Origin of the sequence: Pantoea sp. IMH (assembly GCF_000599885.1) — a bacterium.
Classification (GTDB): Bacteria; Pseudomonadota; Gammaproteobacteria; order Enterobacterales; family Enterobacteriaceae; genus Erwinia.
On the sequence record NZ_JFGT01000004.1, the window covers coordinates 218,957 to 231,184 of the forward strand.

Annotated in this window: 10 protein-coding genes; 4 read left to right on the top strand and 6 right to left on the bottom strand. The window is 53.4% G+C overall.

Features of this window, described 5'->3' with window-relative positions; genetic code table 11:
• Positions 1-7: 7 nt before the first annotated feature.
• The 4 genes from dtd to typA form a co-directional block, all read right to left on the bottom strand.
• A complete protein-coding gene (gene dtd / locus EA20_RS0107485) occupies positions 8-445 on the bottom strand; it encodes a D-aminoacyl-tRNA deacylase (RefSeq protein WP_024966232.1) in 438 nt (145 codons plus the stop codon).
• Entirely contained in the window at positions 442-1,314 is an 873-nt protein-coding gene (locus EA20_RS0107490) for a virulence factor BrkB family protein (RefSeq protein ID WP_024966233.1), read from the bottom strand. Before EA20_RS0107490 ends, dtd begins: the two co-directional genes overlap by 4 nt.
• Positions 1,314-1,910: a glucose-1-phosphatase gene (yihX, locus tag EA20_RS0107495; RefSeq protein WP_024966234.1), complete on the bottom strand. Its 597-nt coding sequence runs from the start codon at positions 1,908-1,910 to the stop codon at positions 1,314-1,316. The genes EA20_RS0107490 and yihX overlap by 1 nt, the downstream gene beginning before the upstream one ends.
• 139 nt (positions 1,911-2,049) lie before the next feature.
• Complete coding sequence (gene typA, locus EA20_RS0107505) at positions 2,050-3,873, bottom strand: ribosome-dependent GTPase TypA (protein WP_024966235.1); 1,824 nt, start codon at positions 3,871-3,873, stop codon at positions 2,050-2,052.
• Positions 3,874-4,307: 434 nt separating this feature from the next.
• Between typA and glnA the strand changes: the two genes are divergently transcribed.
• The 3 genes from glnA (at position 4,308) to glnG (ending at position 8,408) form a co-directional block, all read left to right on the top strand.
• The gene (glnA, locus tag EA20_RS0107510) at positions 4,308-5,717 is read left to right on the top strand and encodes a glutamate--ammonia ligase (protein WP_024966236.1); all 1,410 of its coding nucleotides are present in this window, start codon (positions 4,308-4,310) and stop codon (positions 5,715-5,717) included.
• A 224-nt stretch (positions 5,718-5,941) separates the two neighbouring features.
• Positions 5,942-6,991, top strand: a complete 1,050-nt coding sequence (gene glnL, locus EA20_RS0107515) for a nitrogen regulation protein NR(II) (RefSeq protein ID WP_024966237.1) — start codon at positions 5,942-5,944, stop codon at positions 6,989-6,991.
• A gap of 7 nt (positions 6,992-6,998) precedes the next feature.
• Positions 6,999-8,408 (top strand): nitrogen regulation protein NR(I), encoded by a 1,410-nt coding sequence (glnG, locus tag EA20_RS0107520; RefSeq protein ID WP_024966238.1) that lies wholly within the window; start codon positions 6,999-7,001, stop codon positions 8,406-8,408.
• A gap of 112 nt (positions 8,409-8,520) precedes the next feature.
• Here glnG and hemN read toward each other — a convergent pair whose 3' ends face one another.
• Complete coding sequence (gene hemN / locus EA20_RS0107525; protein WP_038381546.1) at positions 8,521-9,879, bottom strand: oxygen-independent coproporphyrinogen III oxidase; 1,359 nt, start codon at positions 9,877-9,879, stop codon at positions 8,521-8,523.
• A gap of 273 nt (positions 9,880-10,152) precedes the next feature.
• Positions 10,153-10,680, bottom strand: a complete 528-nt coding sequence (gene yihI, locus EA20_RS0107530) for a Der GTPase-activating protein YihI (RefSeq protein ID WP_024966240.1) — start codon at positions 10,678-10,680, stop codon at positions 10,153-10,155.
• Between the two features lie 555 nt (positions 10,681-11,235).
• On the opposite strand from yihI, the gene yihA reads away from it, so the two are divergent.
• A complete protein-coding gene (gene yihA / locus EA20_RS0107535; RefSeq protein WP_024966241.1) occupies positions 11,236-11,871 on the top strand; it encodes a ribosome biogenesis GTP-binding protein YihA/YsxC in 636 nt (211 codons plus the stop codon).
• Positions 11,872-12,228: the final 357 nt, after the last annotated feature.

Sequence of the window (12,228 nt, forward strand, 5' to 3'; positions counted from 1 at the left end):
AACAGTCTCAAACCTGGAGCCAGAAGGTGGCGGGGCCATCATTCACCAGTGCGACCTGCATATCGGCAGCGAACTGGCCTGTTTTGGTGGTGATATTTTTCTGACGGCAGCAGTCAATAAAATACTCATAGAGGCGCTCTGCCCCGGCAGGTTCCGCCCCGCCGGAAAAGCTGGGACGCATCCCCTTCTGCGTATCCGCGGCAAGAGTAAACTGAGAAACCACCAGCACGCTGCCGCCAGCCTGCTGTACGTTAAGATTCATTTTGCCCTGCTCATCACTAAAAATACGGTAGCCCAGCACGCGTTCGCACAGCCGCTGCGCTTTTTGCTCGTCATCGCCCTTTTCCACGCCGAGCAGTATCACCAACCCTGGTCCGATTTTACCGATGGTTTCTCCTGCCACCGTCACGCTGGCATTCAGCGCCCGTTGAATTAAAGCAATCATACTTCCTCTTTTTCTAATTTTTCTTCTTGCTCTCTGAGGTGACGAAAATCATCCAGCGTTGCGGTGATTTCCGCGCCCAGTAAGACAATACACCATGTCCAGTAAACCCACAGAAACAGGATAGGAATGACTGCCAGCACGCCGTAAATCAACTGGTATGAAGGGAACATCGTTATATAGAGGCCAAAGCCCTTTTTACCCAGTTCAAACAGTAACCCCGCCACCAGCGCGCCGACCAGAGCATCCCGGCCAGGAACATGGCGGGTGGGCACGATACTGTAGAGCAGCCAGAATGAGAGCCACGAGAGCAGCAGGGGGAACATGCGCAACCCGTAGTCGATCAGCCAGCTGACGCCCGTCACAGACGCCCAGCGCAACGATAAGAGATAAGAGCTGATCGCCAGACTGGCCCCGGCCAGCAGCGGCCCGAGGGTCAGGATCATCCAGTACACGGCAAACGAGTAGACCAGCGGCCTTTTTCTTTTACTGCGCCAGATAGTATTCAGGGCGCTGTCGATGGCGTACATCAACAGCAGCGCGGTAACTACCAGGCCACAGGCCCCCACCGCCGTCATTTTATTGACGTTCGAGATGAACTGCTCCAGGTAGTTCTGAATAATGTTACCTGAGGCCGGTACAAAATTGCTGAAGATAAAGCTTTTCAGTTGGGTACTGATGTCGGCAAAGGCCGGAAAAGCGGCAAACAGCGCAAACACCACAGCGACCAGCGGCACCAGTGAAAGCAACGAGACAAACGTCAGGTTCCCGGCCAGCGTGGTCATGCCATCCATATCAATACGCTGCCAGAGCAGTTTCAGCCATGCCCAGAAGGCCCGCAGCGAGTGCCGGAAATGGTTAAGCCTGCTCATCAGATACGGTTGCTGAAGAACGTCGGTACGACTGTCGCGTCGGTCACATGAACGCTGTGAATACCGGCCGCCCGGGCTGCCTCAACGTTGGCGAGATTATCATCGAGGAAAACCGCGTTCTCAGCCGTGACCTGTTCTTCTTCCAGCACACGCCGGAAAATCGCTTCTTCCGGCTTACGCAGCCCCATCTCCTGAGACAGATAAATTTTATCTGCTGCACGTTGTACCTCAGGATACTGGGTCGGCCACCAGGCACAGTGCAACTTGTTGGTATTAGAGAGGATAACAACCCGATCGCCCTGCTCACGCAGTTTATGCATGATCTCGATCACTTCCGGCCGGACGCCCACGAATACCGCCTGCCAGCCGGCAGAAAATTGCTCAAAGCTGAGCGCGATATCCAGCTGTTCACACATTCTGGCCGCGAATGCCTCGTCGCTGATCTCACCGCGTTCGTGCTGTTCGAACTCTTCTCCCATCTGGAACCGACTCTGTAACGTTGCCAGAGGAACCCGGCCAAGATCGCTCCAGACGCCAAGAACCCGGTTGAAATCAATATCAACAATGACGTTACCTAAATCAAAGATATACAGCATGGTCATCTCCTTTTGTGCCGGTGAGCTATTCACTCTAGCGGTAAATGAGGAGACTGAACAGGAGGGGGATTTGAAAACGGGAAGGAAATAGTAAGGCCGGAGAGACTCCGGCCTTAAAAACAGCAGAACCTGAAGAGAATTAGCTCTCTTTAGGACCGCGGCTGGCGCGTTTACGATCGTTTTCGGTCAGGTGACGTTTACGAATACGTACGGACTGCGGCGTCACTTCTACCAGTTCATCATCATCGATAAACTCGATAGCCTGCTCCAGGGTCATTTTAATGGCCGGAACCAGGGTCGTGGCTTCGTCAGTACCGGAAGCACGCATGTTGGTCAGCTTCTTACCGGTCAGGCAGTTCACGGTCAGGTCGTTAGAGCGTGAGTGAATACCGATGATCTGGCCTTCATACACTTCGGCACCGTGACCCAGGAACAGCTTGCCGCGATCCTGCAGGCTGTACAGGGCGAAGGCAACCGCTTTACCCTGACCGTTAGAGATCAGCACGCCGTTCTGACGCTGGCCAACTTCGCCCGGACGGATATCGTCGTAGTGGCTGAAGGTGGAGTAGAGCAGGCCAGTACCGGAAGTCATGGTCATGAATTCGTTACGGAAGCCAATCAGGCCACGGCTTGGAATAACGTAGTCGAGACGTACGCGACCTTTGCCATCCGGATCCATGTTTTTCAGGTCAGCTTTACGCTCACCCATCGCCTGCATCACGGAACCCTGATGCTGCTCTTCGATATCCAGCGTCACGTTTTCGAATGGCTCTTGCTTGCGGCCTTCAAACTCACGGAAGATAACTTTCGGACGGGATACCGCCAGTTCGAAACCTTCACGACGCATGTTTTCAATCAGTACGGACAGGTGCAGTTCACCACGACCTGATACGCGGAACGCATCAGCATCTTCAGTTTCTTCCACACGCAGCGCCACGTTGTGCACCAGCTCTTTGTTCAGGCGGTCAAGGATCTGACGCGACGTCACAAACTTACCTTCTTTTCCGCAGAACGGTGAAGTGTTGACGTTAAAGAACATGGTAACGGTCGGCTCATCAACGCTCAGGGCTGGCAGCGCCGCTACGTTCTGTGGATCACAGATAGTATCGGAGATGTTCAGCTCGCCCAGACCGGTGATAGCGATGATGTCACCCGCTTCAGCTTCGGTCGCGTCGATACGCTCCAGACCCAGGTGAGTCAGAACTTTACCGACTTTAGCGTTACGGGTTTTCCCTTCGCTGTCGATAATGGTCACCTGCTGGTTTGGCTTCACTTTACCGCGTTTGATGCGGCCGATGCCGATAACACCCACGTAGTTGTTATAGTCCAGCTGGGAGATCTGCATCTGGAACGGCGCATCCATTTCCACCTGCGGTGGAGAAACATGCTCTACGATCGCTTCGTACAGCGGGGTCATGTCATCGGCCATTTCGGCATGATCAAGACCGGCGATGCCGTTCAGTGCGGAGGCATAAATAACCGGGAAATCGAGCTGTTCGTCGGTCGCGTCCAGGTTAACGAACAGGTCGAAGACCTGATCCACAACCCAGTCCGGACGTGCGCCAGGGCGGTCAACTTTGTTGATGACCACGATCGGCTTCAGACCATTAGCAAACGCTTTTTTGGTCACGAAGCGGGTTTGCGGCATAGGGCCATCCGTTGCATCCACAACCAGCAGCACCGAGTCAACCATCGACATTACTCGCTCTACCTCACCGCCGAAGTCGGCGTGTCCTGGGGTATCCACGATGTTAATGCGGTAGTCGTTCCATTTAATGGCGGTGTTTTTTGCGAGGATGGTAATCCCACGCTCTTTCTCCAAATCGTTGGAGTCCATTACGCGCTCGGTTGCTTCAGTACGGGCATCAAAAGTACCGGACTGCTGTAGCAATTTATCAACCAGGGTAGTTTTACCATGGTCAACGTGGGCAATAATGGCGATGTTACGCAAATTTTCGATCACAGCTTTGCCTCAGGCATTAGAAATAGCGCGCTATTGTACACGGATTAATCGAAGGACTGAACAGGATCACAAATTTCAATTAAAGATAACTGTCAGGATTGCTTTCAGAGCCTTTTACAGTGCAAGAATTGCACTCCATCGAAAAAATGCACCAATTTAGTGCCCATCAGGCACTCAAAAGCACCATAATGGTGCGCGACTTCCATTGTGGTGCAGCTCGCGTTTCACGAGAGCGCGTATTATAGCGCTTTTCAGCGCAAATTAAAAAGTTGGCATAGATTTCGCTTTATTTCACTTAAGCGAAAAACGCCATTTTCACGACGGTTGATAGCTTGTCAGAGATCTTTATTATCGGATGGCTGAGCCAGATAAGCAAAGTACACCGTGAAGTTCTCTAACCACGACGACAATGACAAAATCCAGGAGAGTTAAGTATGTCCGCTGAACACGTTCTGTCGATGATGAACGAGCATGAAGTCAAGTTTGTTGATCTGCGCTTCACCGATACCAAAGGCAAAGAACAGCACGTCACTATCCCTGCTCACCAGGTTAACGCTGACTTCTTCGAAGAAGGCAAAATGTTTGACGGCTCCTCAATCGGCGGCTGGAAAGGCATTAACGAATCCGACATGGTGCTGATGCCGGACGCCACCACGGCTGTCCTTGATCCGTTTTTTGAAGACTCCACCCTGATCATCCGTTGTGACATCCTTGAGCCTGGCACCATGCAGGGCTATGACCGTGACCCGCGCTCTATCGCGAAACGCGCTGAAGACTTCCTGCGCTCTTCCGGGATCGCTGACACCGTTCTGTTTGGACCTGAACCTGAATTCTTCCTGTTTGATGACGTCCGTTTCGGTGCCACCACGTCCGGATCTCATGTGGCTATCGACGATATCGAAGCCGCCTGGAACACCGGTAAAGAGTATGAAGGCGGTAACAAAGGTCACCGTCCAGGCCTGAAAGGCGGCTACTTCCCGGTGCCACCGGTCGACTCTTCACAGGACATCCGTTCTGCTATGTGTCTGACCATGGAACAGATGGGGCTGGTTGTTGAAGCTCACCACCATGAAGTGGCTACCGCAGGTCAGAACGAAGTGGCAACCCGCTTCAACACCATGACGAAAAAAGCCGACGAAATTCAGATCTACAAATATGTCGTGCACAACGTTGCCCACGCCTACGGCAAAACGGCCACTTTTATGCCAAAACCGATTTTTGGTGATAACGGTTCCGGTATGCACTGCCATATGTCGCTTTCTAAAGACGGTAATAACCTGTTCGCGGGCGACAAATACGGCGGCCTGTCTGAAATGGCACTGTTCTACATCGGCGGTGTGATCAAACATGCTAAAGCGATCAACGCCCTGGCTAACCCAACCACCAACTCTTACAAGCGTCTGGTTCCGGGTTATGAAGCGCCTGTAATGCTGGCCTACTCTGCCCGTAACCGTTCTGCTTCTATCCGTATTCCCGTTGTTGCCAGCCCGAAAGCGCGCCGCATCGAAGCGCGTTTCCCGGATCCAGCCGCGAACCCGTACCTGGCGTTCTCTGCCCTGCTGATGGCTGGCCTGGATGGCATCATCAACAAAATCCACCCTGGCGATGCGATGGACAAAAACCTCTACGATCTGCCACCGGAAGAAGAAGCTGAGATTCCAAAAGTAGCGGGTTCACTGGAAGAAGCGCTGAACGCCCTGAACGAAGACCGCGAGTTCCTGACCCGTGGCGGCGTGTTCACCGATGACACCATTGATGCCTACATTGAGCTGCGTAAAGAAGAGATGGATCGCGTGCGCATGACGCCACACCCGGTCGAGTTCGAACTGTACTACAGCGTTTAATGAGGTCGTCTCCGGCAGATTTACGCCGAAGGCGTGCCATCCGCCAATCAGGATGGCAAAACCGGCCCAAAGCGTGCTGTCGCGTTAATCAGCCTGGATTTTGTTGCCGTGGAAATAGTCAGCCCATCTCATGATGGGCTTTTTTCTCCACGCGCTCATCGTTCAGGAAGACGATTCCCGGATCTCGCCCCATAATGCACTAAAAGAGTGCAGGAGAACGCTGTATGGCAACAGGCACGCCGCCCGATGCTGGGCAGATTCTCAACTCTCTGCTTAACAGCATCTTACTGGTGGATAGCGCGCTGGTGGTTCATTACGCCAACCCGGCGGCGCAGCAACTACTGGCGCAGAGTTCCCGCAAGCTGTTTGGCACACCGCTACCGGAACTGATGGGATATTTTTCGCTAAATATCGACGTCATGCATGAGAGTCTCAACGCAGGACAGGGTTTTACAGACAGCGAAGTTACGCTGGTGGTAGACAGCCGCGCCCATATTATGTCGCTGACGGCTCAGCGTCTTCCCGAAGGGTTAATTCTGCTCGAAATGGCCCCGATGGATAATCAGCGCCGCCTCAGCCAGGAACAGATTCAACATGCGCAGCAGGTCGCCGCACGGGATTTAGTCCGTGGACTGGCGCATGAAATAAAGAACCCGCTGGGCGGATTGCGTGGCGCAGCTCAGCTGCTGGCGAAAGCCCTGCCCGACCCCGCGTTAACAGAATATACCCGTGTGATTATTGAGCAGGCAGACCGACTGCGCAATCTGGTCGATCGCCTGCTTGGTCCGCAACAGCCGGGCATGCATGTCACGCAAAGCATTCATCAGGTAGCCGAACGGGTGGTTAACCTCGTCTCGATGGAACTGCCTGATAACGTCAAGCTGGTCAGGGATTACGATCCAAGCCTGCCAGAGCTGCCGCACGATCCGGATCAAATTGAGCAGGTTTTTTTAAACGTTGTCCGTAATGCGCTTCAGGCACTGGGTGAAGAAGGCGGCACGATTACGCTGCGTACCCGCACGGCGTTCCAGCTGACGCTGCACGGTGTGCGTTATCGCCTGGTCGCCCGTATTGATATTGAAGACGACGGTCCCGGTATTCCGGCTCAGCTTCAGGATACGCTCTTTTATCCCATGGTCAGCGGACGTGAGGGCGGGACGGGGTTAGGGCTGTCGATAGCCCGTAGCCTGATCGACCAACATTCCGGAAAAATCGAGTTCAACAGTTGGCCCGGACATACTGAATTTTCCGTTTACCTGCCTATTCGCCAGTGAGGTTTCTATGCAACGAGGGATAGTTTGGGTCGTCGATGACGATAGCTCAATCCGCTGGGTGCTTGAACGCGCTCTCACTGGAGCCGGTTTAAGCTGTGCCACCTTCAACAGCGGTAATGAAGTGCTGGCCGCCCTTGCCACCAAGACACCAGACGTCTTACTTTCAGATATCCGCATGCCCGGTATGGATGGCCTGACCCTGCTGAAGCAGATAAAACAGCGTCATCCGATGCTTCCGGTCATCATAATGACCGCTCATTCGGATCTGGACGCGGCGGTCAGCGCTTACCAGCAAGGAGCATTCGACTATCTGCCAAAACCTTTTGATATCGATGAAGCGGTCGCGCTGGTCGAGCGCGCCATCAGCCATTATCAGGAGCAACAGCAGCCGCGCAACCAGCCGGTAAGTGGCCCGACTACCGATATCATCGGTGAAGCGCCTGCAATGCAGGATGTCTTTCGCATCATTGGCCGCCTTTCACGCTCTTCTATCAGCGTGCTGATTAACGGCGAGTCCGGTACCGGTAAAGAGCTGGTGGCGCACGCCCTGCACCGGCACAGTCCGCGGGCTAAAGCACCTTTTATCGCGCTGAATATGGCCGCTATCCCTAAGGATCTGATTGAGTCGGAACTTTTTGGACATGAGAAAGGGGCGTTTACCGGCGCAAACCAGATCCGCCAGGGCCGTTTTGAACAGGCGGATGGCGGCACGCTGTTTCTGGATGAAATCGGCGATATGCCGCTGGACGTTCAGACCCGCCTGCTTCGCGTACTGGCTGATGGGCAGTTTTATCGCGTTGGAGGCTATGCGCCGGTGAAGGTGGATGTGCGCATCATTGCGGCCACCCACCAGAACCTGGAACAGCGCGTTCATGAGGGCACGTTCAGGGAGGATTTGTTTCACCGTCTGAATGTGATCCGCGTCCATCTGCCGCCGCTGCGTGAGCGTCGTGAAGATATCCCCCGCCTGGCGCGCTATTTTTTACAGGTTGCGGCGCGGGAGCTGGGCGTGGAGGCGAAAATCCTCCATCCGGAAACCGAAACGGCGCTGACCCGGCTGCACTGGTCGGGTAACGTACGTCAGCTGGAAAATACCTGCCGCTGGCTGACGGTAATGGCAGCCGGCCAGGAAGTGCTGATCCAGGATCTTCCTCCCGAACTGTTTGAGACGTCCACGCCGGATAATCCGGTACAGTCGCTGCCTGACAGCTGGGCAACGCTGCTGGCACAGTGGGCCGATCGCGCACTGCGTTCCGGTCATCAAAACCTGCTCTCAGAAGCACAGCCTGAAATGGAGCGCACGTTGCTGACGACTGCACTGCGGCACACGCAGGGGCATAAACAGGAAGCGGCGCGGCTGCTGGGCTGGGGACGAAATACCCTGACCCGTAAACTGAAAGAGCTGGGCATGGAGTAACAGCGGCCTGGGTGCGGCCTTAGCGCTCACCCAGACCGTGGTAACGTAAAGCCGGACACCGAACGCCTCAGGCAGTTGAGATGACGTGTCGGTGTCCGGAGCTTTATCCTTTTCAGATCACCCGTGAGAACTGCTGCATACGCGCTTTCTGGCGCATATAGACGTCAAAGCACATACAGATATTGCGGATCAGTAAACGCCCTTTAGGCGTAACCTGAAGCCCTTTATCGTGACGCACCACCAGCCCATCCTCAATAAAAGGCGTCAGCAGCGCCAGGTCCTCCGAAAAATAGTCGGTAAAGGTACGGCCTTGCAGCTCAAAATCCTCAAAATTGAGCGAAAAATGACAAATCAGCGTTTTAATCACGTCCCGCCGCAGGCAGTCATCCTCTGAAAGAACCACGCCCCGCCACAGCGCCGTTTGCCGTTCACTGACGCTGGCATAGTACGCTTTCAGCTCTTTTTGATTCTGGGCATAACTGTCGCCAAGCATACTGATGGCGGAAACACCCATACCCAGCAGATCGCTGTCGCCCTGAGTAGTGTAACCCTGGAAGTTACGGTGCAGTTTCCCTTCCCGCTGCGCGACCGCCAGTTCATCATCGGGCCGGGCGAAGTGATCCATACCGATAAACTGGTAGCCTTCCGCCGTCAGCATGGCGATGGCATGCTGGAGTATGTCGAGCTTCTGCTGGGCATCTGGCAAATCGGCCTCTTTGATTTTACGCTGAGCGGCAAACAGTGCTGGCATATGGGCGTAATTAAAGACGCTCAGCCTGTCCGGGTTTAGCTTGGCGACCTTTTTCAGCGTAAAAGCGAAGCTTTCTGGCGTCTGCATCGGCAGACCATAAATCAGATCAAGATTTGTTGAGGTAAAGCCCAGACTGCGCGCGCGCTCGATCAACGCCACAATCATCGCTTCATCCTGTACGCGGTTAACCTTCTCCTGCACAACTTTGTTGAAGTCCTGTACGCCCATGCTCAGCCGGTTGAATCCGGCGGCACGAAGGTGATCGAGCACATTAAGCTCAATCTCACGGGGATCAACTTCTATTGAAAGCTCAGCCCGTGCATCAAATCGAAACTGTGACTTGAGCAGTTCAATAAGGCGGGTAATTTGCGGCTTGCTGAGATAGGTCGGTGTTCCGCCGCCCCAGTGCATCTGCGTGACGGTGCGATCGGCAAAGAGTGGCGCACGGGCGATGATTTCTTTCTCTAACGCATCCAGATAAGCATCCGCCTTATGCTGCTGGCGGGTAACCACTTTATTACAGCCGCAGAAATAACAGAGGCGATGACAGAAAGGGATATGAATATAAAGCGACAGCGGGCGATCGGGATAACGCTGCGCCGCCTGGATAAAAGCGTTTTCATCATAATCCTGATGAAACTCCAGCGCGGTCGGGTAGGAAGTGTAGCGTGGCCCAGAAATGTTGTACTTCTGGATCAGGCCCTGATCCCATTCAATCATCTGTGTCACGATAGTCACTCCTTCGCAGGTGTCTGCGTCTGGTAGCCGACCGTCGGATGAAGGGAGAGTGCTGATTCAGAGGCGGTCGGAAGGTGATTCTGCGCAACCGGGTTTTCAGCCGCGACAGGCGGCAAAGTTTAACAAATAACCCGCCCAGCATGCAGAGCAGAATCAGCGCTAAAATTGATCCAGGCCAATTCATCAGTGGAGAAACCTTTTTACAGGACAGCGCCAGATTGCGCTGCCTCAGTATATGCCCTCAGACCGAGGAGGTTACTGGCCGCCTTTCAGCAGGCGATACATATCTTCTTCGGCTTCTTCATCTTCTGCGCCATCGTCAAGCGCTATACCCAGCTCTTCCATCAGCACATCAATACGATCCAGCGTCTCATCAAGCCAGGCCTGCTCTTCGGCAGAGAGGGTTTCGCCATTTTCAAGCCGGTCAAGCAGCGTGTCCAGACGCTCGTCGTTTTCCAGCGCCGTCAGCTCTTCCTGCGGCGAGAGGCGCGGTTTTTTTGCTACAGGCTGGCTGGCTTTCACCGGTTTGGACGGTTTGCTGCTGGTGCCGTCAGCCACCAGCGGAACGGGCTTTTTGCTGCCGATGCGTGGATCTTTACTGTCACCCGCGCCACTGCCTTTCTGTTTCTGTACAACGGGATTAGCCCGGCTGCCGGAAGCGTTGCCGCGATGCTTTTTATCACGTTTGCGATCGCGTGCTTCGGCGTTAACGTCATCGCGCGTTTTGCGTTTGGTTTTCGCGGCTGGTTTTTTGTCCAGCGATGCGCGTGCAGGTTGCTTCATAGTTTCTGCTCTCAGGGATTTATCATTCAGTATAGAATTGCGGCGAAATCTAGCAGAAAGCAGACAAAGAAAAAAGGCGGCAGGTCACCCTGTCGCCTTTTTTCATACCTTCCGCAGAAGGATTGACTCGTACCGAATCCTTTTTAGCACACAACCTCCCTGTTTTCCTTTGCCTTTTCGTCCTGCCTGGACGCTCTCCTTCCTTTTCGTGCTCTTTTCCACAGCACACTCCTTCCCTGCTCCACACTACCCTGATCTCCCTGAGCACTTCATCCTGAAGTAACCCCTCCCGGGTTATGACAGATACTGTAGACCATGGACACAGACTCACAAGGTGAAACAGGAAAGATTTTTACTTATTTTATCAGGGCCACCATTAACGCAAGTTTTCATGGGCGCTTTGTTGTACGGATATCGTAAAAAAAGAACGGAAAAACGCCAAAATGGTGGGCTGGTCTGTTACAAAATACAGCCGGGCAAACGGACGACTGAGCGCTTTTATTCTATACAGGGTATACTCTGCGCAATTGCCCTTTTTTATCTGGAGTTTTTATTTTGTCTGGCTGGAATTATCACGTTACTCACTTTGTCACCAGCGCACCTGACATCCGCCATCTCCCTGCCGACACCGGTATTGAGGTGGCATTTGCCGGTCGTTCAAATGCGGGCAAATCCAGCGCGCTTAATACGCTGACCAACCAGAAAGCGCTGGCGAGAACCAGTAAAACCCCAGGCCGTACGCAGTTGATCAACCTGTTCCAGGTGGCCGAAGGTTACCGGCTGGTGGATCTCCCCGGCTATGGCTATGCGGAAGTCCCGGAAGAGATGAAGCTTAAATGGCAGCGCGCGCTGGCGGAGTATCTGCAGATGCGTGAGTGTCTGAAAGGGCTGGTTATTTTGATGGATATTCGCCACCCGTTGAAGGACCTCGATCAGCAGATGATCCTGTGGGCCACCCAAAGCGGCATTGAAGTGCTGGTATTGCTGACGAAAGCCGACAAGCTGGCCTCCGGGGCACGTAAAGCACAGCTGAATAAGGTGCGGGAAGCTGCCAAAGAATTCGTCGGTGATGTTCAGGTAGAGATGTTCTCTTCACTGAAAAAGATTGGCGTCGATAAGCTAAGCCAGAAACTCGATAAGTGGTTCAGTGAAATCCCGCCAGCCACCGACGAGCACATCCCCGCAGAATAGGGCTTTGGGGCAGAATAGCGCCCAATAAAAAACGCCCCAGTCATAACGACTGGGGCGGCTAAATTCAGCCAAATCCGATTACGTGAAGTAAAAGGTCTGAAAGATAGAACATCTTACCTCTGTACCCTACGCCTGAAACTCTACATCATTTTTTGAGCGCTCAAAAGGTTTTTCTGTAGTTAATTTTCAGAAAACACCCGGCGTTATCTAACTCGTGTCACATAAAATGACCCTTCCTGTAGCAAAATTACATAAAAAGTGCTTTGAGGATAAAAGCTTAAATAATCCGCCCTGAAATGCCCTGTGGCCGTGCATATGGCGGAAAAAGCAGAACGTATTTAAATAATAAAAAAGGCT

What these genes read in the sequence shown, in the direction of transcription:
- dtd (WP_024966232.1), bottom strand. Translation starts at nt 445, where the DNA reads ATGATTGCTTTAATTCAACGGGCGCTGAATGCCAGCGTGACGGTGGCA.
- EA20_RS0107490 (WP_024966233.1), bottom strand. Translation starts at nt 1,314, where the DNA reads ATGAGCAGGCTTAACCATTTCCGGCACTCGCTGCGGGCCTTCTGGGCA.
- yihX (WP_024966234.1), bottom strand. Translation starts at nt 1,910, where the DNA reads ATGCTGTATATCTTTGATTTAGGTAACGTCATTGTTGATATTGATTTC.
- glnA (WP_024966236.1), top strand. Translation starts at nt 4,308, where the DNA reads ATGTCCGCTGAACACGTTCTGTCGATGATGAACGAGCATGAAGTCAAG.
- glnL (WP_024966237.1), top strand. Translation starts at nt 5,942, where the DNA reads ATGGCAACAGGCACGCCGCCCGATGCTGGGCAGATTCTCAACTCTCTG.
- glnG (WP_024966238.1), top strand. Translation starts at nt 6,999, where the DNA reads ATGCAACGAGGGATAGTTTGGGTCGTCGATGACGATAGCTCAATCCGC.
- hemN (WP_038381546.1), bottom strand. Translation starts at nt 9,879, where the DNA reads ATGATTGAATGGGATCAGGGCCTGATCCAGAAGTACAACATTTCTGGG.
- yihI (WP_024966240.1), bottom strand. Translation starts at nt 10,680, where the DNA reads ATGAAGCAACCTGCACGCGCATCGCTGGACAAAAAACCAGCCGCGAAA.